This is a genomic window from Planctomonas sp. JC2975, assembly GCF_012985205.1.
Classification (GTDB): domain Bacteria; phylum Actinomycetota; class Actinomycetes; order Actinomycetales; family Microbacteriaceae; genus Humibacter.
In genome coordinates, this window is the sequence record NZ_JABEKS010000001.1 from 301,747 (window position 1) to 324,487 (window position 22,741).

Below are 22,741 nucleotides of genomic sequence, written 5' to 3' on the forward strand. Positions count from 1 at the left end.
TGCTCCCCTTCGTCATACGTCGTAGTCCACGCGGACGCGTTCCGACGTCGGATGCGACTGGCACGTGAGCACATAGCCCCGCTCCAGCTCCTCCGGTTCGAGCGCGTAGTTCTCGCTCATCGTCACGGATCCGTCGAGCAGCCGGGCCCGGCACGTGCCGCACACGCCGCCTGCGCATGCGAACGGCACGTCCGGTCGTACACGGAGCGCCGCGTTCAGGATGGTCTCGTTCGCCGCCACAGGGCTCTGCACCGTGGAGGACTGACCGTCGAGCGTGAAGTCGATGGCGACGACCGGCTCGTCCTCCCGCACGACGACGGGGCTGCCGCTGTAGCCGGACGGGCCAGCGCCGTGCGACGCGTCATCGTCGGTGGTGAAGAGCTCGTAGCGGATGTGCTCCCGGGGCACCCCGATGTCGGCGAGGGTGTCGCGGCAGAGTTGCACCAGGTCGAACGGCCCGCAGAGGAACCACTCGCTGATGGTCTCTGGCAGCACGAGTTCGTCGAGGATCGTGCGCAGCCGTGGCTCGTCGATGCGCCCCGAGAGCAGGGGCGCCGAGCGTTGCTCCCGCGACAGCACGTGATGGAGGGCGAGGCGGGTGGGATGCCGGTCCTTCAGATCAGCGAGCTCGTCCAGGAACATCACGTCGCTCGTCGACCGGTTCGTGTAGACGAGCGTGAACTGCGAGGTCCCTGACCGGGAGAGCACGGCGGTCGCGAGCGCCATGAGCGGGGCGATCCCGGATCCGGCCGCGATGCCGGCGAGGTGCTTGCCGTCGAGGTCCGCGATGGATGACGTGAACGTGCCCTCCGGACTCATCACGTCGAGCGTGTCGCCGACCCCCAGCTCGGTCTGGGCCCACGTTGAGAACACTCCCCCGATGTCGCGCTTGATCGCGACACTCAGCGACCCCGGCTCCGGCGGACGGCAGAGGGAGTACGACCGTCGAAGCTGCGCGCCGTCGATCGTGGCGCGCAGGGCGACGAACTGTCCAGGCAGATAGTCGTATTCGCCGACAAGCTCCGGCGGCACGGCGAACGTCACCTCGACGGAGTCCGCGGTGAGTCGACGCACCCCCGAGACGGCGAGTGGATGGAACCGCGCGCGCCGACGCGGGCCGGCGGGCGGCCCTCCGACGGTGCTGCGCAGGAACGTCGTTGCGACGTGGTCGGCCTCCGCCTGGTCGCGGGGAGCGGCGGAACGCGGTTCGATCATCGCCATCGGGATGCCCCCGACATCGCGTGGCGCACGATCAGTGCACCTTGAAGTGGTCGAACGGCTCGAGGCAGGCGAGGCACTCGTAGAGCGCCTTGCACGAGGTGGAGCCGAACCGGGAGAGTTCTCGGGTGTCGAGGGATCCGCAGTGCGGGCAGCGCACGCTCAGCTGCAGCCGGACCGGCCCGGCCTGCGCTCTGCCTGCCGGCGCGCGCCCTGTTGGTGGAGCGATGCCGAACTCGGCCAGCTTGCGCTTGCCGGCAGGCGTCATCCAGTCCGTTGTCCAGGCCGGCGCGAGTGTCAGGCGCACGACGATGTCGTCGAATCCCGCGGCGGCGAGCGCACGGACGACGTCGTCGCGGATGGCTGCCATCGCAGGACATCCGGAGTACGTCGGCGTGATCGTGACAGTGACGCGTCCTTGCTCGATTCCGACCCCTCGGAGAACGCCGAGGTCCTCGATGGTGAGCACGGGGATCTCCGGATCGCAGACGCGTGCCGCCACCTCCCACGCACGCCGCTCGTCGGGTGTGGCTGCGGTCCGCAGAGTCGTGTCAGCTTCCGGTGCCACTGCGCCGGTGGCATCGCGTGTCGTCGTCACCATGTCGCTCCCGGATGCCGTCGTGCGAGCACCTGCAGTTCCGTCAGGATGAAGCCCAGCGTCGGAGAGTGGCTGCCGTGCCGCCCTCCGGCGGAGGATGGCCGCACGTCCGGTGCCGCCAGCTCGGCTTCGGCGAACACGGCGTCGACCGTCGCGTCGAATCCCGCTCTGAGAGTGGACGGCAGCGGCGCGATCCCGGCGAGGCGATCCGCGGGCGGCTCGTCGCGGAAGAGCTCGTCGACGTAGGGCCAGACATCCGTCAGCGCGGCGATCATGCGACGGCGGGACTCGTCCGTTCCTCCTGCCAGGCGCAGCGTCCACTGCACGGCGTGATCGCGGTGGTAGTCGACCTCCTTCACAGCCTTGGCGGCGATGGCGGCGAGCGCCGCATCCGTCGAGGAACCGAGTGCCGTGTAGAGCTCGAACTGGTAGGCGGAGGCGACGAGCTGCCTGGCGATGGTGTGGGCGAAGTCGCCGTTGGGCTGCTCGAAGAGCCACGCGGATCGGAATTCGGGCTCGTCGCGCCAGTAGGCGAGATCGTCTTCGGTGCGTCCGTCGAAGCTTCCCGCGTAGCGGAGCAGGCTGCGCGCGTGGCCGAGGAGGTCGAGAGCGATGTTCGCCAGCGCCATGTCCTCCTCGAGCTCCGGCGCCCTCGCGATCCAGCCACCGAGCTGTTGCGCGAGGATCAGGGCGTCGTCGCCGAGCCAGAGAGCGTATTCGGCGACCTCCGGGCTGTCAGGCGTGCTCTCGGTGCCCTCCAGCTCGGCGGACAGGTGCACCAGGTCGACGACGACGTCGCCGTGCGTCTCCACTTCTGTGCTCGCCGGCTCGACAGGGTCGCTTGCTGCCGCTGCCGGCGCGGTCCTCGTCCGAGTGGGCGTCGTCCTCGACTCCGTCACAGGTGCGGCACCCCCTCCGATGCCGTGTAGTAGCGGGCGTGCCGGTAGTTCTTGCCTGCCGCGGATTCGAAGAAGGCGCCTTTGGCATCCGGGTCGCTCGTGGTGATCGCCTCAGAGGGGACCACCCAGATGGACACTCCCTCGCCGCGACGGGTGTACAGGTCGCGGGCGTTGCGCACGGCGAACTCGGCGTCCGGTGCGTGCAGTGAGCCGACGTGCACGTGGCTGAGGCCGCGGCCCGCCCGCACGAACACTTCCCACAGCATCCAGGTCTCCCGGTCGGATGCTCCCGGCGCGCTCATCATGCGGCCTCCCGTTCGGACTTCGCGGCCTGTTTGCGCGCGTATTCGGCGGCGGCCTCGCGCACCCACGCGCCTTCCTCGTGCGCGTCGCGCCGGTTCTGCAGCCGGAGTGCGTTCAGCGGACCGCGTCCGGAGAGCACCTCGGTGAACTCGTTCCAGTCGATCTCGCTGGTGTGCCAGCGGGCGCGTTCCTCGTCCCAGCGCAGCTCAGGATCCGGCAGCGTGACGCCCAGCACCTCCGCCTGCGGCACGAGCATGCCGATGAAGCGCTGTCTCAGCTCGTCGTTGGAGAATCTCTTGATCTTCCAGGCCATCGACTGCGCGGAGTGGGTTGACTTGTCATCCGGCGGTCCGAACATCATCAGGGACGGCCAGTACCAGCGATTCACCGACTCCTGCGCCATGTCGCGCTGCGCCTGCGTTCCCTGCATGAGTGTGAGCAGGATCTCGAAACCCTGCCGCTGGTGGAACGACTCCTCCTTGCAGATGCGCACCATGGCGCGCCCGTACGGTCCGTACGACGCCCGGCACAGCGGCACCTGGTTGCAGATCGCTGCGCCGTCGACGAGCCAGCCGATGGCGCCCATGTCGGCCCAGGTCGGGGTCGGATAGTTGAAGATCGACGAGTACTTCGCTGTGCCGTCGATGAGCTGCTGCGTCATCTCGTCCCTCGCGATGCCGAGCGTCTGCGCCGCCGAGTACAGATACAGTCCGTGGCCCGCTTCGTCCTGAACCTTGGCCATCAGGATGGCCTTGCGCTTCAGGCTGGGTGCTCGGGTGATCCAGTTGCCCTCCGGCTGCATGCCGATGATCTCCGAATGGGCGTGCTGCGAGATCTGGCGGATGAGCGTGCGACGGTACGCGTCGGGCATCCAGTCGCGCGGCTCGATGCGCTGCTCGGCTGCGACGATCGCGTCGAACGCCGCCAGTCGTTCGGATTCGCCGGATTCCTCCGCGTCGGTGGTTGTCGAACCGGCCTCAGGCGTGCCGTCCGCCGGCACGTTGTCAGGGAGTGTCGTCATCGTCCGCTCCTTTACAGAACGATCGTTCACTTATTGTAGATCGGGTGCCACGCACCGGCTAGGAGGCCGGTCGGCGGCCGAGGGACTCGGCGGTCGCTGACGCGTCTGCTGACGTGCGATCCGTCGTCAGGGAGCGCCCGCGCAGCTCGGCCACGACGTCGCCCGTCTCGTCGGTCACCGTGACGTCGTACAGGCCGCCCCTCCCCGCTACGACGCGGCGCACGGCGGAGGCGGTGAGCGTCTGTCCGGCGTGAGTCGCCTTGAGGAACGCGATGTCTGCGCCCGCCGCGACGGTCACCCGCTCGTCCTCGTTGCAGGCCAGCGCGAAGGCCGTGTCGGCGAGCGCGAAAACCAGGCCCCCGTGCGTGATCGCGAACCCGTTCGTCATGTCCTCACGCACGACCATCGAGACGACGGCCGTGCCCGGTTCGTCCCGTTCGACGACCATCCCCAGTGCCGCCGAGGCGCGATCGCGCTGCATCATCGCGCGGTGCCCCTCTCGTGCGCCGTCGAGCCTGCTCGTCATGCGCCGGCCGTCTCGTGGAGGGTGTCGGCGCTGTATTCGTGAGCCCGCTGCTCGTCGGCGTGCTTGGCGACCAGGGTCAGCACGTCGTAGGCGGCGACGGTCTCGTCGCGCTGGTTGCGGATGACGGCATCCCAGCGCACCTCGCCGTAGTCGTCCGTCTCACGCGGGGTGATCTGCTTCGCCGTGAGGGTCACGCGGATCGCGTCGCCCGGTGAGACCGGCGTCAGGAACCGGAGGTTCTCCAGTCCGTAGTTGGCGAGCACCGGACCGGGATCCGGATCCACGAACAGCCCGGCAGCCCAGGACACGAGCAGGTACCCGTGCGCGACCCGTCCGGGGAAGAACGGGTTCGCTGCCGCCGCGTCCTCGTCCATGTGCGCGTAGAAGGTGTCGCCGGTGAAGTGCGCGAACGTCTCGATGTCCTCAAGGCTCACCTCGCGCGACGCGGAGGCGAGCTGGTCGCCGATGCGCAGCTCGTCCAGCGACTTGCGGAACGGATGCCGGTCCCCAGCGGAGGCTCGGGCCCCCTGATGCCACTCCCCCGTGAGCGCCGTCAGCAGATCCGGCGATCCCTGCACGGCCGTGCGCTGCATGTAGTGCAGCACGGAACGGATGCCACCCAGCTCCTCGCCGCCACCCGCGCGGCCTGGTCCGCCGTGCACGAGGTGCGGAACAGGCGCTCCGTGTCCGGTGGACGTGCGCGCGTCGTCCCGGTCCAGGAAGAGCACGCGGCCGTTGTACGGAGCGATCCGCGTGAAGAGTTCGGCTGCGACGTCGGGGTCGTGGATGGCCACGCTGGTGACGAGGGATCCGCCGCCCAGATTCACTAGGGCCGCCGCCTCGTCGAGCGTCGAGTACGTCAGAACGGTGGACACCGGGCCGAACGCCTCCACCCGGTGCGCTTCTGGCGTGGCAGCATCCGCGAAGCCGATCAGCATCGGGGCGACGAAGGCCCCCTCCGGTGCCGGGCCCCGTGTGCCGTCCGCCCGCACGACCTCGGGTGCGTCCGTCGAGCCGAGGAGAAGCGTACCGCCGGCGTCCCGCAGGTCGCTGATGCGACCGAGCACCTCGTCGCGCTGGCCGAGCGACACGAGCGGACCCATCGTGACACCCTCAGCGTGCGGATCCCCGATCACCACCCGTTCCTCGATCATCGTCCGCACGGCACCGACGAGGGCGTCGGCGGTCGCCGCCGGAACGATCGCCCTGCGGATGGCTGTGCACTTCTGGCCGGCTTTCGCCGTGAGCTCGACGAAGAGCTGACGGACGTACGCGTCGAACTCGGGTGTGCCTGCCACGGCATCCGGCCCCAGAACGGATGCGTTGATCGAGTCCGTCTCGCTCGTGAAGCGCACGTCGGGATCCGCCTGCCTTCGCAGCCTCTCGGCCGTCGTCGCACTGCCCGTGAAGCTCACCAGGTCGCCGAGCCGCAGCTGGTCGAACAATCCGGGCACGCTCCCGCTGACCAGTTGCAGCGAACCGGATGGAAGGAGTCCCGAGTCGACGAGTATGCGCACCCACGCCTCGGCGACGTACGCGGTCGGCGTCGCGGGCTTCACGATCGACGGCACGCCGGCGAGGAACGCCGGGGCGAACTTCTCCAGCGCGCCCCACATCGGGAAGTTGAACGCGTTGATCTGCACCGCCGCCCCCGGCAGCCGCGCATACAGGTGACGACCGAGGAACGAGCCGTCCTTCGACAGCGACTCCGGCGGTCCGTCGAGATAGACCCTGGCATTCGGCAGCTCACGCCGTCCCTTCGACGAGTACGTGAACAGCACGCCTATTCCACCGTCGATGTCGCTGAGCGAGTCCCGTGCTGTCGATCCTGCGTGCTTCGACAGCTCGTACAGCTCCTCCTTGCGCTCGCCGAGCGCCTTGGCGAACTGCTTGAGCAGCAGTGCGCGCTGATGGAAGGTCAGCTCGCCGAGGCTGCGCTGCCCGACCGTTCTGGCGTGCTCGAGCGCCGCGGCGAGATCGACTCCCCTCGTGCCGACGCGAGCGACGGGTTCGCCGGTCGACGCGTCGCAGACCGAGACGGTGTCTCCGTCGTCCTCGGGACGCCACCACGCGTCCCGGAGATAGCTGGGCAGGATTTCGGTCATTGCTCGCTCCCTCGGTCGATTGCGCGATCGGGATCCGACCGGTCTTGCTGGAAGGTGGTCACCGGTCTCATGCGGCACCACCCGATGCGGCGCCGACACGTTCGAGGATCACCGCTGTCCCCTGCCCGACGCCCACGCACATTGTTGCCAGGCCGAAGCGAGCGTTCTCGCGTTCCATGCGGCCGAGCAGGGTGACGAGGATGCGGCATCCGCTCGAGCCCAGCGGATGCCCGAGCGCGATCGCCCCGCCGTCGAGGTTCACCCGGTCGAGGTCGATCCCGAGCCGTCTGGCGGATGCCAGAGACTGCGTCGCGAACGCCTCGTTCAGTTCGACGGCGCCGATGTCGTCGATGGTCAGGCCGGCCCGCGCCAGCGCCTTCTGCGTGGCCGGCACCGGGCCGAGTCCCATGATCTCGGGAGCGAGCGCTGCCGATGCGGAGGCAACGATGCGCGCCCGCGGGGTGAGTCCATGGCGCTCGACGGCGGCACCGCTGGCAACCAGGACGGCGGAGGCGCCGTCGTTCAAGGAGCTCGAGTTGCCCGCCGTGACCACACCGTCCGCGGTCACGACGGGTCTCAGCGCGGCGAGCGCTTCCATCGTCGTGTCGCGCCGGGGTCCCTCGTCCGTCGTGATGATCCCCTCCATCGTCGGCACGGACACGATTTCCGGCGCGAATCGCCCGCCGTCGATCGCGTCGACCGCCCGGCGATGGCTGCGAAGGGCGAATGCGTCGGCATCTTCCCGAGTGATGCCGTCGAGGCGTGCGACCTCCTCCGCGGTCTCCAACATCGAGAACGTGGCCTTGTCTCGCGACGCCAGTCGCGGGTTGACGAAGCGCCAGCCGAGCGAGGTGTCGAACGTCGCGCCCGGCTTGCCCCACGCCTTCTCGGGTTTGGCCTGCACCCACGGGGCGCGGGTCATCGATTCCACTCCGCCCGCGACGATGAGGTCCGCGTCGCCGGCACGGATCGCCTGGCCGGCGAGCACGATCGCCGACATGCCGGAAGCGCACAGCCGGTTGACGGTGAGCCCAGGCACGGAGTCGGGCAACCCCGCAAGCAGCACGGCCATACGGGCGACGTTGCGGTTGTCCTCCCCCGCCTGGTTCGCGGCCCCGAGATAGACCTCGTCCAGTTCCTCTGCCGGCGCTCCGGACCGGGTCAGCACCTCACGCACGACGAGCGCCGCCAAGTCGTCGGGACGCACGCGGGCGAGGGAACCGCCGTAGCGGCCGACCGGGGTTCGCACCCCCGAGACGAGAAACGCTTCGGACATCGTCATCCTCGGTTCGCCAGCGGTTCGCCACTACCATGTGGGTGTCGGATGGGATTTCCCAACCGATCGGTCAGTAATGTTGCCACGTGGAGCGCGGGCGCGCAACGCCCGCACCGGCTCGTCGTGCACAGCGCCGCACGCGAGCCGCGCAAGGAGCGGATGCCGCGCATCCGCCCGTCGAAAGGGGAACCCCATGAGCGTGGCCGGCACGGCTGCACCGCACTGCGACCCGCCGACCCGTTCGCGTCGCGGCCGGCCCGGCCACGACCGGGAGCAGGTGCTCGTGGCGGCGGTCGCGCTCTTCAACGAAAAGGGATACGACGCCACCTCGGTCGCGGACCTCGCCGACCGGCTCGGTCTGACGAAGTCGGCGCTCTATCACCACTTCGAATCGAAGGAGGAGCTGCTCTCGCTGGCCCTGGACGAGGCGTTGGCCGGACTCGAGCGGGTCATCGACGAACCCGCGGCCCGAACCGGATCTGCGGCAGCGCAGCTCGCGCACGTCATCACCGGCGCGGTCACCGTGCTGATCGAGAAACTCCCGTACGTCACGCTGCTCCTTCGCGTGCGCGGCAACAGCCCCGTGGAGGCGGCGGCGCTGGAGCGGCGCCGTGAGTTCGACAGGCGGGTTGCCGACGTCGTGCGACGGGCGCAACGCGATGGACTGTTGCGGGACGACGTCGACGCATCCGTTGCCACCCGCCTTCTCTTCGGCATGGTCAATTCGCTCGTCGAGTGGTACAGGCCGGACGGGACCTTGGACGCGCACGCCATGGGCTCGATCGTGCTCGCAACGGCGCTCGACGGACTCAGGGCGCGCGGCGGATCCGTGGACGCCTCGGCGTCACCGCTCCGTTGAGCCACGGCTTCGGCCGCACACCGAAAGCATCGTGTGCAGGTGCATCCGCATGCCTGCTCTCCTGAGCATGCCCCTTTCGGGGGCAGCTGTGCTCCTCCTATGTTGTGGGGGACGACAACCCATCCCCCGAAGAGGGGGTGAACGAGAGGCGGAGCAATGGCGCAACCCAGGAAGTCGGAACGAGCGGGCGTCCACGTGAGAGGCCGGGCAGGAGCGATCGGTGGCGTCGCGGCGACCGCAGCACTGGCCATCGCGCTCACGCTCGTCGGTGCGAGCGGCGCACAGGCGCTGCCGTCCGGCGCCGCCTCCCAGGGGCAGAACGGTCAGGGGCAGAACGGCCAAGGCCAGGGCGGACACGGCCAGAACGGTCAGCTCGCGCCGCGCACCCAGTTTACGATGGCGCCGGACGGCTCCAGCGGAGCGACCCAGGGCGGCGACGGCATTCCGAACATCGACTCCGTCAAGAAGACCATCGCCACGTACTACGGCGACCCCGGCACGGGGATCGCGAACACCCAGTCCTCGCCGTACATCTCTGAGATGACCCGCATCGTCGCGCGAGCGACGTCGCAGCTCCGGCACACCTACGACAAGGCAGTGGCCAAGGGCGAAAAGCCCGCCATCGTGTTCGATGCCGACGACACAACGCTGTGGACCTACGACATGGAAGTCGGCGACATGCACTTCAACTACAACCCCGCCGAACAGGATGTCTGGGTGCAGGGCGAGAGATTCCCGGCCGTCCCCGGCATGGTCGCGTTCGTGAACCAGGCGGCAGCCATGGGATACACCGTGTTCGGCTTGACCGGACGAGCCGACAACCAGAAGGCAGCAACCCTCGGCAACCTCGCGAAGGTCGGCTACACGGCCTTCACGTCCGACGACTACTTCACGAAGTGGACAGGGCAGGGCGCGTCGCAGCAGCCGTCGTACATCACGTGTGCGACGACCAGCTGCACGACCGTCGAGTACAAGGCGCTCACGCGCAAGCACATCGAGCAGGATCTGGGATACACGATCACGCTCAGCGTCGGCGACCAGTGGTCTGACCTGCAGGGCGGATACGCGGACAGCATCCTGAAGCTGCCCAACCCCACGTACTATCTGCCGTCGCCCGACCTTCCCGGTCTCTCCGAGCCGAAGCTGGCGCCGCGCACTCACTTCACGATGAAGCCGGACGGCTCCAGCGGGGCGACGGAACCGGGTGACGGCATCCCGAACATCGACTCCGTGAAGAAGACCATCGCCACCTACTACGGCGACCCCGGCACGGGCATCTCGAACAAGACCGCCTCGCCCTACATCACCGAGATGAGGCGAATCGTCGGCCAGCAGATTCCGTCGGTGACCCAGCGGTGCCGTCTCGAGGCCGAGCAGCACCGCAACCCGGCCATCGTGCTCGATGCCGACGACACAACGCTGTGGACCTACGACATGGAAGTCGGCGACATGCACTTCAACTACAACCCCGCCGAACAGGATGTCTGGGTGCAGGGCGAGAAGTTCCCGGCCGTCCCCGGCATGGTCGCCCTCGAAGAGGCGGCGAAGAAGGCTGGTTGCACAGTGATCGGGCTCACGGGGCGAAACGACAACCAGAAGGCGGCAACGCTCGGCAACCTCGCGAATGTCGGCTACACCGGCTTCACGGCGGCGAACTACTACACGAAGTGGACGGGGGTCGGAACCTCCCAGCAGCCGTCGTACATCCACTGCGCAGCCGCGAGTTGCACCACCATCGAGTACAAGTCGCAGACCAGGGCCCACGTGGAGTCGGCAGCAGGCGGACGGTACGACATCGTTGCCAACTTCGGCGACCAGTTCAGCGACCTGATCGGCGGCCACGCTGACCGCACGATCAAGCTGCCGAACCCGACGTACTACCTGCCGTGACGATGACGGAGCGGGTCTGAGACGCCCCGCTCGTGCGGTGATCCCTCCGACGGTCCGGTGCTCCGACACCGGGCCGTCGGCGTGTTCCTCTCGTGCGCGCACGGCAGTGCGCCACGCTTATGGGGCGCGTCATGCGCCGCGGATGGCTGCGGCGGAGCAGTGTCCGATGCGCGCTGCCGCTCGAATCCGTCTCCTCGTCCTCCGATCGTGGACGCCGAAACCGTCAAGGAGTGTCCATGGACTGGACCGCGTTCGCCGACTTCGGAACGGCGATCGGAACGCTCGTGCTCGCCTTCGCGACGTTCGCGGCCACCCGGTCGGCGAATCGCTCGGCGCGGCTCGCGGAGAAGGCGCTCCTGGAAGGCCTTCGGCCGCTGCTGCTGCCCTCGAATTTCGGCGACGAGACGCAGAAGGTGCGGTTCCAGGACGGCCGCTGGCTCGTCGTGAAAGGCGGCCGCGCGAGCATGCAGATCAACGCGGCCTCCGTGGCGCTGGTCATGTCGGTGCGCAACGTCGGATCCGGTCTCGCCGTGTTGCACGGTTGGAGCATCCCGAAGGACCCTCAGGAGGCCCCGGCGGATCCCGCGGCCTTCCGCCGCCTCACCCGCGACATCTACGTGTCCACCCAGTACGTCGGATTCGTGCAGGTGGCCATCCGCGATCCGGAGTCCGAGGCGTACCGCACCGTCGTCGAGCGTGCGCGGAGCGAGGACTTCGTGCTCGTCGACGTCCTCTACGGCGACGCAGAGGGAACACAGCGCGTGATCAGCCGCTTCAGCGTGTCGAAGGGACCGGCGGAGCATCCATCCGACGACGGGGAGGAGTACTTCGTCACGGTGTCGCGGCACTGGAACATCGATCTTCCCTCGCCTCGCGGCTGACTCAGATGCGCCTGTCGGGCGGAGTCGCGCGGCTGAGCGGAGGTCCAGAGTACGGCACGGTGTGGCGATAGTCTGCACACCATGTCACATGCCCCCGCCCCGACGGGCGTGAGCGCTGCATCCGACGCCGCGCCCGCGCAACCCGCATCGTCCACACAGCCGGAGCCGCCGTCGTCGCGTCCAGCGAACCTTCCGCTGTCCAAGCGGCCGATCGACATCGTGTTCCTGGTGATCTTCGCGATCTTCATCGTCACGTGCATCATCAGCGACTCGGTAGAGGGACTCGGTCTCGACCAGGTGAAGGACTCCCCCAACATCCTCGTGCAGTGGAACTACTGGTACGCGTCGAACTTCGACCCGCTGTACCAGTCGCACCCGGTCTGGCTTCGGTTCATCAGCGGTACGTCGGCGTTCGTCTACGTCGCGTTCTACGTGCTTCTGATCATCTCGATCCTGCGGAAGTGGAACTGGATCCAGCTCCCGAGCGTCATCTACGCGACGATGATCATCTCACTGACCGGCATCCCGATCTTCGGCGTCGAGTTCTTCGGATCCGCCGCCGAACGTACCCCGAACCCGGGCGTGTTCCTCGCATTCAACCTGCCGTACATCGTCTTCCCGCTGCTGCTGCTCATCCGCATGCGCAAGCCGCTGCCTTTCACGCGCACGTTCTGAGCCTCCGCGCGAGACGCGCTCGACGGCCGATCGATCGTCTGTGCCGGCTTCACGGCTGCGCAGGCTGCCGCATGGAACGTCTTGTCCGGCTCGGACGTGATGAGGCTTCGACCGATGATTTCCGCAGAACCGACGACGAGACCCTGATGCCCATCAAGGGCACCAGGGTCTCGTCGGAGAGAGGTCGCGGTTACGCGAAGACCTTCACGCCGTTCGCCAGCTTGAACGTCGGCGCGATGACGATCGCGAAGAACGGCACGATGATGCGCAGGAAGTAGACGAGCGGCACGATGTGCCCGAAGTCGCCGATCGCGAAACCGACGACGGCGATGAGACCGAACAGCAGCGCCAGGCCGAAACCCTTCACCGTGCTGAGGAAGGGAGCGGCGAAGCCCACGCTGGCGATCACGATGCCGACGTCCACGACGAACGGCTGCCAGGCGCCCGTGTTGCCGAGCGCTACGCCCGCCACGATCCAGGCGGCGATGGCGACGAGCCAGAACACCACGAACACGGCACCGGCGATGCGCTTGTCGAGTTCGCCCTTCGGCGGCCGAGCAGTCATCTTCGAGTAGTCCTTCCGAAGGCGGTTGTCCCCGTCGGGGACACCGGACGAGGGGCCGAACGGCCTCCTCGATAGTACCGCCGGACAAGGCTCCCCGAGCGCGACGGACGGCACAGCAGGCTGTCCGGCGCCCCCGATACGGTGGAGCTCATGTACACCAGCTACGTCGCGATCGGCGACAGCTTCACCGAAGGCGTCGGCGACGATCTCCCTGACGGCAGGGTCCGCGGATGGGCGGATCTGGTCGCCACCGGGCTGGCCGCCGCTGCCGGTGAACCGGTGCTCTACGCCAACCTGGCGATCCGTGGTCGCAAGCTCGGCCCCATCGTCGGCGAGCAACTGAATGCCGCGATCGCGTTGCATCCACAGCTGCTCAGCATCAACGGCGGCGGCAACGACATCATGCGTCCGCGGGTCTCCGTCGACGACGTCGCTTCGCAGACCGCGGTCGCGGTCGGCAAGGCAGTGGATGTCGGCATCCACGTGCTGCTGCTCAGTGGTGCGAATCCGAGCGACAACCTGCCCGGCGGGCGAACGGTACAGCGTCGAGGTGACGAGCTCGCGGACCGGGTGCGCGCCGCGGTCCCCGATCATGGTGTGACCTTCGTCGACAACTTCGCCGACGAAGGGCTGCGCGACCTGCGGTACTGGTCTCTCGACCGGCTACATCTGAACGCCTTCGGGCACGCCAGGGTGGCGTCCAACGTGCTGCGCGCCCTCGACGTTCCCGTGCCGGATTCGTGGCGCGTCGACGAGGTCGCCGCGCAGGAGCCGCTCGGCAGACGCCGGCCGTCGCTCGCCTACTACCGCGAGTACGTGCTCCCCTGGATCGGCCGTCGCCTCACCGGGCGCTCCTCCGGTGACGGGCGCAGCGCCAAGTTCCCGGCATTGGCCCCGGTCGACCCCGACATCGTCTGCTGACTCGGCCGATCGGGTGCCCGCACGTCGTCGAGACGGGAGGCGGATCCGGACCCGTTCCTGCACCGTAAACTCGCAGGCGTGACGACGGTGTACGACGCGGCGGGCGGGGCATCCGGACTTCTGAGCCTCGCGGCGGCCTGGCACGAAAGAGTCATGGCCGACGAGGTCGTGAGCCACGCGTTCAGCCACGGCTACCGCGATGACCACATCGAGCGTCTCGCGGCGTACTGGGGCGAGGCGCTCGGCGGTCCGCGCGATTACACGTCCCGGTACGGGGACGAGACCGGGGTCGTGCGGCTGCACAGCGGCAACGGGCTGCACGAAGAGATGAACCAACGTGCCATCGACTGCTTCGATCGTGCCTTGGCGGATATCGGCCTGGACGCCGACGAACGGCTGCGCGCGGTTCTCCACGACTACTGGTCGTGGGCTACGACCACCGAGATGTATCGATATCACGCATCGGCCGACGATGTTCCGCAGGGGCTCGCCGTGCCGCACTGGTCCTGGGAGGGGCTCGTCGAGGCGTGAGCCCCGGCCGGGAAGGACGCGCATGATCTTCGAGGATCGACTGGATGCGGGTCGGAGACTGGCCGCCGCATGCGCGCAGTATCGAGGGCGCTGGCCGCGCGCGATCGTGCTCGGGATCCCGCGAGGCGGGGTACCCGTCGCGGTACCCGTCGCACAGGCGCTGAACGCCCCGCTCGATGTGATCCTGGTGCGCAAACTGGGCTTCCCACGCAACGAGGAGGTCGCCATGGGCGCCATCGGCGAGGGAGTCCGGGTGCTCGACGACGGCCTGATCCGCATCATGGGCGTCACGGACGACGAACTGGAACGCGTCGAGGACCGCGAACAGCGTGAGCTCGAGCGGAGGGTGCGCAGCTACCGGGAGGGACGGCATCCGCTCGAGCTGGGCGGCACGACGGCCGTCATCGTCGACGACGGGCTCGCGACCGGGTCGACCGCTCGCGCGGCGTGCGCTGTCGTGCGCGCCAAGGGTGCGGCATCCGTCGTGCTCGCGGTGCCCGTCGCGCCCCCGGACTGGGAGCCGCAGCCGGGAGTGGACGCCGACACCTTCGTCTGCGTCGCCCGTCCGCACGGATTCTTCGCGATCGGTCAGTGGTACCACGACTTCACGCAGACGACGGATGCCGAGGTGCGGGCCGCGCTCGACGCCGCTGGTTGAGCCTGGCGGCTCCGGCACGGCGTCCCGGTGCCCGATGCCGGACGTCGCATGCGGGACCCGGAGATGCGAAACGCCCCGCCGGAGACCGGTCGAGGCGTTTCGCAGGAGCGACGCGCTACTTGAGCGCCGCGTACGCGGGCGCTGCCTCGTTGTGCACGTCGCCGACGACGTGCACGCGCACGTCGTTCGTGGAGCCGGAGATTCCGGGCGGGGACCCGGAGATGACGACGACCTTGTCGCCGACCTGGGCGAGGCCCCGGCCGATGAGCACGTCGTCGACCTGGCCCATCATCTGGTCGGTGTGCGTCACCCGGTCGACGAGGAACGACTCGATGCCCCAGGTGAGCGAGAGGCGACGACGGATGTTCTCGTTGGTGGTGAACGCCTTCATCGGGATCTTCGACCGGAGCCGCGACATGCGGCGCGCAGAGTCGCCCGACTCGGTGAAGACGCAGAGGAACTTGGCGTCGACGAAGTCGGCGACCTCTGCAGCGGCGAGCGTGATCGCGCCGCCCTGCGTGCGCGGTTTCGTGCCGAGCGGCTGAATGCGGTCGAGGCCGTGGTCCTCGGTCGACTCGATGATGCGAGCCATCGTCTGCACGGTGACCACCGGGTACTCCCCCACGCTCGTCTCGCCGGAGAGCATGACAGCGTCGGTGCCGTCGAGCACGGCGTTGGCGCAGTCGGATGCCTCTGCGCGCGTCGGCCGCGGGCTCGTGATCATCGACTCGAGCACCTGCGTTGCGACGATGACCGGCTTCGCCATGCGGCGGGCGATCTCCACGGCGCGCTTCTGCACGATCGGCACCGCCTCGAGCGGGAGCTCGACTCCGAGGTCGCCGCGGGCGACCATGATCGCATCGAACGCGTCGACGATCTCCTCGAGGGCGTCGACCGCCTGCGGCTTCTCGACCTTGGCGATGACGGGAAGGCGGCGGCCTTCCTCCTCCATGATCTCGTGCACGCGCACGATGTCCGACGCGTCGCGCACGAACGACAGCGCGATGTAGTCGGCGCCGAGCTTGAGACCCCAGCGCAGGTCCGCCTCGTCCTTCTCGCTGAGCGCCGGGACGTTCACGGCGACGCCGGGGAGGTTGATGCCCTTGTTGTTGGAGACTGGTCCGGGCACGACCACCTGGGTCTTCACGCGCACGCCGTCGGTCTCCAGAACGCGCAACGTGACCTTGCCGTCGTCGATGAGAAGCGGATCCCCTGGCTTCACGTCCTGGGGCAGCCCCTTGAACGTCGTCGAGGAGACCTCCTTGTTGCCGAGGATGTCCTCCGTCGTGATGGTGAAGATGTCGCCCTCGGCGAGGTCGTAGGGTCCGCCCTCGAACTTGCCCAGACGGATCTTCGGCCCCTGCAGGTCCACCATCACGGCGACGGCGCGGCCGGAGTCCTCGGACGCACGGCGCACGTTGGCGTAGACCGCCTCGTGCACGTCGTAGCTGCCGTGGCTCAGGTTCATGCGGGCGACGTCGACGCCCGCATCGATGATGGCTCGGATGTTTTCATAGCTGGACGTGGCGGGACCCAGCGTGGCGACGATCTTGGCTCGTCTCATTGCTTTTCTTTGTACTCCGTAGATGTGTGCGCATTCGCGCGTGATTCGGCCACATGGGCCTGGGTCGCGAGCGCTAGATCGTGATCCCGCGGTCGGTCGGCTTGATAGGCGAGGGCAGAACGGTGTCTCCTTCAAGATACCGGTCGACGGCAGCCGCTGCAGCCCGGCCCTCTGCGATGGCCCACACGATGAGCGACTGGCCGCGCCCCGCGTCGCCCGCAACGAACACGCCGGGCTCCTGGGTCTGGTAGTCCCCGTCGCGCACCACGTTGCCGCGCTGATCGAACGGCGTCCGGAGCTGGTCGGTGAGCGTGTCCTGCTCGGGGCCGGTGAATCCGAGGGCGAGGAGGACGAGGTCCGCTGGGATCTCGCGCTCGGTTCCGGCCTTCGGCACCCGGCGTCCGTCGAGGTACTCGGTCTCGGCGACACGCACGGCCACGACCTCGCCGACGTCATTGCTGACGAATTCGACGGTGGAGGCGAGGAACTCGCGCTTCCCGCCCTCTTCGTGAGCGGTCTGCACTTCGAACAGGGTCGGCGTCATCGGCCACGGCTGGTGCTCCGGACGCTCCGACGGGGGCTGGGTGCCGATCGCGAGGTTCGTGACGGACGCGGCCTTCTGACGGTGAGCCGTGCCGATGCAGTCGGCACCGGTGTCGCCGCCCCCGAGAACGACGACATGCTTGCCCTCGGCCGTGATCTGCGTGGGAACGTGGTCGCCCGCACCGGCGCGGTTCTGCTGAACGAGGTACTCCATGGCGAAGTGCACGCCTGCGAGGTCACGACCGGGGATCGGCAGGTCGCGCGGCACCATTGCGCCCGTCGCGATGACGACCGCGTCGTAACGCGCCTTGAGGTCGGCCCAGCTGATGTCGACACCGATGTTCACACCGGCGCGGAACCGGGTGCCCTCCGCCGTCATCTGCGCGAGACGCGACTCGATGTGCTTCTTCTCCATCTTGAAATCAGGGATTCCGTACCGCAGCAGGCCGCCGATGCGGTCGTCGCGCTCGTAGACCGCGACGGTGTGTCCGGCACGGGTGAGCTGCTGGGCGGCTGCGAGTCCGGCAGGACCGGATCCCACGACGGCCACCGTCTTGCCGGTGAGACGCTGCGGCGGATGCGGCTGCACCCATCCGTTTGCCCACGCCTGATCGATGATGTCGTGCTCGATCTGCTTGATCGTGACGGCCGGCTGGCTGATCCCCAGCACGCACGAGTCCTCGCAGGGCGCAGGGCAGAGGCGCCCGGTGAACTCCGGGAAGTTGTTCGTGGCGTGCAGACGCTCGATGGCCTGACGGCCCTCGCCGCGCCACATGAGGTCGTTCCATTCCGGAATCAGGTTGCCCAGCGGGCATCCCTGATGGCAGAACGGCACACCGCAGTCCATGCAGCGGCCCGCCTGGCGACGGAGCTGAGTCGGATCGCCGGCCTCGTAGACCTCTTTCCAGTCCATCAGACGCACGGAGACCGGCCGCCGCTTGGGCAGCTCGCGCTCCGTGACCTTGAGGAAGCCCTTCGGGTCAGCCACGGAATACTCCTCTGTCACAGGGCAGGAAGCCCTTCGGGTCAGACAGACTCATCCGCCGGTCACCTCCATGATGCGGTTCCACACGATGTCGCCGTCGGGGTCGAGTCCCTCGTCGACAGCGTTCTTGCGGGTTTCGAGCACCGCCGCGTAGTCACGCGGCAGCACCTTGGTGAAGCGGGCGGATGCCGTCTCGGAGTCGGCCAGCAGCCCCTTCGCAACGACAGAGTCGGTCTCCGCGACGTGCTGTTCGAGCAGGTCGCGCACGATCTCGATGTCGCCGCTGCCGAGGGCGGAGAGCTCCAGCTCGCCGCTCGCCAGAGACTCGCGGTTCACCCGTTCTTCGCGCAGGTCGAGGATGTAGGCGGTTCCACCTGACATGCCTGCTCCGAGGTTGCGGCCCGTCGTGCCGAGAATCAGCGCCAGACCACCGGTCATGTACTCGAGGGCGTGATCTCCCACGCCTTCGACGACCGCCGTCGCACCGGAGTTGCGCACGAGGAACCGTTCGCCGACCGTGCCGCGGATGAACATGCTGCCCTGCGTCGCGCCGTAGCCGATCACGTTGCCGGCGATGACGTTCCGTTCGGCAGGGAACACGCTCGAGCGGTCGGGACGCACCACGATCCGTCCGCCGGAGAGACCCTTGCCGACATAGTCGTTCGAGTCGCCCTCCAGGCGCAGCGTGATGCCGCCCGGCAGGAATGCACCGAAGGACTGGCCGGCGGATCCGGTGAGGGTCACGTCGATCGATCCAGCGGGCAGTCCGTGCTCGCCGTGACGCAGGGTGACCTCGTGGCCGAGCATCGTGCCGACCGCGCGCTCCGTGTTGCGGATCGGCAGCGACAGCTCGATGCTGCCCCCGTGGTCGAGCACGTCGGCAGCCTTCTCGATGAGCTGGTTGTCGAAGTGCTTCTCGAGTTCGTGGTCCTGCGACCGGCGGTTCCTGCGCGGAGCGTCCTCGTCGAAGACGGGTCCGTGCAGCACCGGATCCAGGTCGAGGCCGGACGCCTTCCAGTGCTCGATGGCACGGTCGACGTCGAGCATCTCGACGTGACCGACAGCTTCCTCGATGGAACGGAATCCGAGAGCCGCCAGGTACTCGCGCACCTGCTCGGCGATGAACTCGAAGAAGGTGACGACGAACTCCGGCTTGCCGGTGAAACGGCTGCGGAGCACAGGGTTCTGCGTTGCGACACCCACCGGACACGTGTCCAGATGGCAGACGCGCATCATGACGCATCCGGAGACGACGAGCGGAGCGGTGGCGAAGCCGAACTCCTCTGCGCCGAGCAGGGCACCGACGATGACGTCGCGTCCGGTCTTCAGCTGTCCGTCGACCTGAACGACGACGCGGTCGCGCATGCCGTTGAGCATGAGCGTCTGCTGCGTCTCCGCCAGGCCGAGCTCCCACGGCGTTCCCGCGTGCTTGAGCGAGTTGAGCGGGCTGGCGCCCGTTCCGCCGTCGTGACCGGAGACGAGGATGACGTCGGCCAGCGCCTTCGCGGTACCGGCCGCCACAGCGCCGATGCCCGTCTCGCTCACGAGCTTGACGTGCACGCGAGCCTGCGGGTTCGCTCGCTTCAGGTCGTAGATGAGCTGCTTGAGGTCTTCGATCGAATAGATGTCGTGGTGCGGCGGGGGCGAGATGAGTCCGACACCGGCGGTCGCGTGGCGGGTGCGGGCCACCCACGGATACACCTTCGCCGGTGGCAGCTGTCCGCCCTCGCCCGGCTTGGCGCCCTGCGCGAGCTTGATCTGCAGATCCGTCGCGTGCGTGAGGTACATGCTCGTCACGCCGAACCGGCCGGACGCGACCTGCTTGATGGCGCTGCGCCGCTCCGGATCGAGAAGGCGGTCGATGTCCTCGCCGCCCTCGCCCGTGTTGGACTTCGCTCCCAGGCGGTTCATCGCGACGGCCAGCGTCTCGTGCGCCTCCCGGGAGATGGATCCGTAGCTCATCGCACCGGTCGAGAACCGCTTCGCAATCGAGGAGACCGACTCGACCTCCTCGATCGGTACGGGCGGCCGAACGTCGGTGCGCAGCGAGAACATGCCACGCAGCGTCATGAGCTGCTCGGCCTGGTCGTCGACGAGATCCGTGTACTCGCGGAAGATGTCGTACCGACGGTTGCGTGTCGAGTGCTGTAGACGGAACACCGTGTCAGGGCTGAAGAGGTGGGGAGCGCCGTCGCGACGCCACTGATACTCGCCTCCCGTGGACATCCGCTCGTGAGCCAGTACTGCGCCCTCTTCGGGATACGCGGACAGGTGCCGTGCCAGGTTCTCGGCGGAGATGACGTCGATGCCGACGCCGCCGAGCTTCGAGGAGGTTCCCGTGAAGTACTGGTCGACGAAGTCCTGCGCGAGGCCGACGGCCTCGAAGGCCTGGGCGCCCGCATACGACGAAACGGTGGAGATGCCCATCTTCGACATGATCTTCAGCACGCCCTTGCCGAGCGCCTTGATCAGGTTCTTCACGGCCTTCTCGCTGGAGATGCCGGTGATCATGCCGCTGCGCACGAGGTCCTCGCACGTCTCCATGGCGAGGTACGGGTTGACCGCGCTCGCACCGTAGCCGATCAGCAGGGCGACGTGGTGCACCTCCCGCACGTCACCGGCCTCGACGACCAGACCGACCTTGAGTCGGTTCTCGGTGCGGATGAGGTGGTGGTGCACGGCGGACAGCATGAGCAGCGACGGGATCGGCGCCAGGTCCTTGTTGGAGTCGCGGTCGCTCAGCACGATGAACTTCGCACCGTCGGCGATGGCCTGGCTGACCTCCTCGCACATGGCCTCGAGGCGGCGCTCCATGGCATCCTTGCCCGCATCGAAGCGGTAGAGGCCGTGGATGGTCACCGTCGTGGAATGCCCGGGCCGCGGGTCGATGTGCTGGATCTTGGCCAGCTCGTCGTTGTCGATCACCGGGAAGTCGAGCACGACCTGGCGCGTGTGCTCCGGGCCGGGTTCGAGCAGGTTGAGCTCTGGGCCGAGGCCGAGGCTGAGGGAGGTGACGACCTCTTCGCGGATCGAGTCCAGCGGCGGGTTCGTGACCTGCGCGAACTGCTGCGTGAAGTAGTCGAACAGGAGGCGCGGCTTGGTGGCCAGCACGGCGATCGCCGTGTCGGATCCCATCGCACCGATCGGCTCTGCCCCGGTCTTCGCCATGGGCGAGAGAAGGATCCGCACCTCCTCCTCCGTGTACCCGAACGTGCGCTGACGTCGGGTCACCGAGGCCGGCGTGTGCACGATGTGCTCGCGCTCCGGGAGGTCTTTGAGGTGGATGCGCCCGGCATCCAGCCACTCGCCGTACGGCTCCGCAGACGCGAGGGACGCCTTGATCTCGTCGTCCTCGATGAGCCTGCCCTCGACGGTGTCCACGAGGAACATCTTGCCCGGGCGCAGACGGCCCTTGCGGACGACCCGGCTGGGGTCGATGTCGAGCACGCCCGTCTCGCTGCCGAGTACGACGAGTCCATCGTCGGTGACGAGGTAGCGGCCGGGACGCAGACCGTTGCGGTCGAGCGTCGCACCGACGAGGGAACCGTCGGTGAACACGAGCGCGGCCGGTCCGTCCCACGGCTCCATGAGCATCGAGTGGTACTCGTAGAACGCCCGGCGCGCCGGGTCGATCTCCGTCTGCTTCTCCCACGCCTCAGGGACCATCATCATGACGGCGTGCGGCAGGGAGCGGCCGCTCAGCGTGAGTAGCTCGACGACCTCGTCGAAGGACGCGGAGTCGCTCGCCCCCGGTGTGACGATCGGATACAGCGGGCGAAGGTTGCCGAGCAGGTCGCTGTGCAGCTGGGTCTGGCGCGCGCGCATCCAGTTGCGGTTGCCCTGCACCGTGTTGATCTCGCCGTTGTGCGCGATCATGCGGAACGGTTGCGCGAGCGGCCACGACGGGAACGTGTTGGTGGAGTATCGCGAGTGCACGAGCGCGAGCTTGGACGCGAATCGCTCGTCAGACAGGTCGGGATAGAACGGCTCCAGCTGGAGCGTCGTGACCATGCCCTTGTAGACGAGAGTGCGCGCAGACAGCGATGCGAAGTACACGTCGAGTTCGCGTTCCACGCGCTTGCGGAGGCGGAACGTGAGCCGATCGAGCGCTATGCCCGACAGCGGTGCGCCGTTCTCGCCCGTGCGCTCCGAGTCGACGTACAGCTGCTCGATCGCCGGCATCGCCTGCCGCGCGAGGTTGCCGACCTCGTCAGGGCGCACAGGGACCGGGCGCCAGCCGAGGACGCGGAGACCCTCTTCGTCGGCGATCTTCTCGATCGCTGCCTTGACGGGAGTGCGCTCCGACTCGTCGATCGGCAGGAACGCGTTGCCGACGGCGTAGCGTCCGACGGCGGGAAGGTCGAACTCGGCGACCGCGCGCAGGAAGGCGTCGGGGATCTGCGTGAGGATGCCAGCACCGTCACCGGTGCCCGCGTCCGAGCCGACGGCGCCACGGTGCTCGAGGTGCCGCAGCGCGTTCAGCGCGTGGTCGATGATGTCGTGCCCGGCCGTTCCGCGCAGCGTCGTGACCATGGCCAGACCGCAGGCGTCGCGCTCGGCGCTCGGGTCGTAGAGACCTTGAGCGTCGGGCACGGTACTGAACCGGGAAAACGGGGGGCGCTGCGCCATGGGTACCGTCCTCACATCGATGAAGGGTGCGGGACGACGTCGGCCCGTGGACAGGGAAAGTGTTCCGTGCTGTCCGCCCTGTGAGGTCGGATGC

Annotated in this window: 19 protein-coding genes; 7 read left to right on the top strand and 12 right to left on the bottom strand. The window is 68.1% G+C overall.

What is annotated here, in order from left to right:
• Positions 1-12 precede the first annotated feature (12 nt).
• The 8 genes from paaE to HII28_RS01440 all read right to left on the bottom strand — a co-directional run bounded on the left by paaE (position 13) and on the right by HII28_RS01440 (position 7,946).
• Positions 13-1,221: a 1,2-phenylacetyl-CoA epoxidase subunit PaaE gene (gene paaE / locus HII28_RS01405; RefSeq protein WP_240977197.1), complete on the bottom strand. Its 1,209-nt coding sequence runs from the start codon at positions 1,219-1,221 to the stop codon at positions 13-15.
• Positions 1,222-1,252: 31 nt separating this feature from the next.
• Complete coding sequence (gene paaD, locus HII28_RS01410; RefSeq protein WP_170023761.1) at positions 1,253-1,819, bottom strand: 1,2-phenylacetyl-CoA epoxidase subunit PaaD; 567 nt, start codon at positions 1,817-1,819, stop codon at positions 1,253-1,255.
• Positions 1,813-2,598: a 1,2-phenylacetyl-CoA epoxidase subunit PaaC gene (paaC, locus tag HII28_RS01415; protein WP_205864701.1), complete on the bottom strand. Its 786-nt coding sequence runs from the start codon at positions 2,596-2,598 to the stop codon at positions 1,813-1,815. Before paaC ends, paaD begins: the two co-directional genes overlap by 7 nt.
• A 113-nt stretch (positions 2,599-2,711) precedes the next feature.
• On the bottom strand, positions 2,712-3,017 hold the full coding sequence (paaB, locus tag HII28_RS01420) for a 1,2-phenylacetyl-CoA epoxidase subunit PaaB (protein WP_170025896.1): 306 nt from the start codon (positions 3,015-3,017) through the stop codon (positions 2,712-2,714).
• A complete protein-coding gene (paaA, locus tag HII28_RS01425; RefSeq protein ID WP_170023765.1) occupies positions 3,017-4,039 on the bottom strand; it encodes a 1,2-phenylacetyl-CoA epoxidase subunit PaaA in 1,023 nt (340 codons plus the stop codon). Before paaA ends, paaB begins: the two co-directional genes overlap by 1 nt.
• A 58-nt stretch (positions 4,040-4,097) precedes the next feature.
• The gene (gene paaI, locus HII28_RS01430; RefSeq protein WP_170023767.1) at positions 4,098-4,565 is read right to left on the bottom strand and encodes a hydroxyphenylacetyl-CoA thioesterase PaaI; all 468 of its coding nucleotides are present in this window, start codon (positions 4,563-4,565) and stop codon (positions 4,098-4,100) included.
• Entirely contained in the window at positions 4,562-6,670 is a 2,109-nt protein-coding gene (gene paaZ, locus HII28_RS01435; RefSeq protein ID WP_170023770.1) for a phenylacetic acid degradation bifunctional protein PaaZ, read from the bottom strand. Before paaZ ends, paaI begins: the two co-directional genes overlap by 4 nt.
• Before the next feature lie 67 nt (positions 6,671-6,737).
• Complete coding sequence (locus tag HII28_RS01440; protein ID WP_170023772.1) at positions 6,738-7,946, bottom strand: acetyl-CoA C-acyltransferase; 1,209 nt, start codon at positions 7,944-7,946, stop codon at positions 6,738-6,740.
• Between the two features lie 193 nt (positions 7,947-8,139).
• Between HII28_RS01440 and HII28_RS01445 the strand changes: the two genes are divergently transcribed.
• The 4 genes from HII28_RS01445 (at position 8,140) to HII28_RS01460 (ending at position 12,251) form a co-directional block, all read left to right on the top strand.
• On the top strand, positions 8,140-8,805 hold the full coding sequence (locus HII28_RS01445) for a TetR/AcrR family transcriptional regulator (RefSeq protein WP_170023774.1): 666 nt from the start codon (positions 8,140-8,142) through the stop codon (positions 8,803-8,805).
• A 156-nt stretch (positions 8,806-8,961) separates the two neighbouring features.
• Positions 8,962-10,695 carry an HAD family acid phosphatase gene (locus HII28_RS01450; RefSeq protein ID WP_240977199.1) on the top strand — a complete coding sequence of 578 codons (1,734 nt, stop codon included), beginning with the start codon at positions 8,962-8,964 and terminating at the stop codon, positions 10,693-10,695.
• A gap of 236 nt (positions 10,696-10,931) precedes the next feature.
• Positions 10,932-11,576, top strand: a complete 645-nt coding sequence (locus HII28_RS01455; protein WP_170023776.1) for a hypothetical protein — start codon at positions 10,932-10,934, stop codon at positions 11,574-11,576.
• Between the two features lie 81 nt (positions 11,577-11,657).
• Complete coding sequence (locus HII28_RS01460) at positions 11,658-12,251, top strand: emopamil-binding family protein (protein WP_170023778.1); 594 nt, start codon at positions 11,658-11,660, stop codon at positions 12,249-12,251.
• Between the two features lie 190 nt (positions 12,252-12,441).
• Here HII28_RS01460 and HII28_RS01465 read toward each other — a convergent pair whose 3' ends face one another.
• A complete protein-coding gene (locus tag HII28_RS01465; protein WP_170023780.1) occupies positions 12,442-12,816 on the bottom strand; it encodes a hypothetical protein in 375 nt (124 codons plus the stop codon).
• A gap of 150 nt (positions 12,817-12,966) precedes the next feature.
• Here HII28_RS01465 and HII28_RS01470 point away from each other — a divergent pair, with 150 nt between their 5' ends.
• The 3 genes from HII28_RS01470 to HII28_RS01480 all read left to right on the top strand — a co-directional run bounded on the left by HII28_RS01470 (position 12,967) and on the right by HII28_RS01480 (position 14,926).
• Positions 12,967-13,737 (top strand): SGNH/GDSL hydrolase family protein, encoded by a 771-nt coding sequence (locus HII28_RS01470; RefSeq protein WP_170023782.1) that lies wholly within the window; start codon positions 12,967-12,969, stop codon positions 13,735-13,737.
• 78 nt (positions 13,738-13,815) lie between these two features.
• Positions 13,816-14,268 (top strand): group II truncated hemoglobin, encoded by a 453-nt coding sequence (locus tag HII28_RS01475; RefSeq protein ID WP_170023784.1) that lies wholly within the window; start codon positions 13,816-13,818, stop codon positions 14,266-14,268.
• Positions 14,269-14,290: 22 nt separating this feature from the next.
• Complete coding sequence (locus tag HII28_RS01480) at positions 14,291-14,926, top strand: phosphoribosyltransferase family protein (protein WP_170023786.1); 636 nt, start codon at positions 14,291-14,293, stop codon at positions 14,924-14,926.
• A 115-nt stretch (positions 14,927-15,041) separates the two neighbouring features.
• Here the strand turns inward: HII28_RS01480 and pyk are convergent, their stop codons facing one another.
• The 3 genes from pyk to gltB all read right to left on the bottom strand — a co-directional run bounded on the left by pyk (position 15,042) and on the right by gltB (position 22,647).
• A complete protein-coding gene (pyk, locus tag HII28_RS01485) occupies positions 15,042-16,490 on the bottom strand; it encodes a pyruvate kinase (protein ID WP_170023788.1) in 1,449 nt (482 codons plus the stop codon).
• Between the two features lie 73 nt (positions 16,491-16,563).
• The gene (locus HII28_RS01490; RefSeq protein WP_170023790.1) at positions 16,564-18,021 is read right to left on the bottom strand and encodes a glutamate synthase subunit beta; all 1,458 of its coding nucleotides are present in this window, start codon (positions 18,019-18,021) and stop codon (positions 16,564-16,566) included.
• A gap of 48 nt (positions 18,022-18,069) precedes the next feature.
• Positions 18,070-22,647: a glutamate synthase large subunit gene (gltB, locus tag HII28_RS01495; protein WP_170023792.1), complete on the bottom strand. Its 4,578-nt coding sequence runs from the start codon at positions 22,645-22,647 to the stop codon at positions 18,070-18,072.
• Between the last annotated feature and the right edge of the window lie 94 nt (positions 22,648-22,741).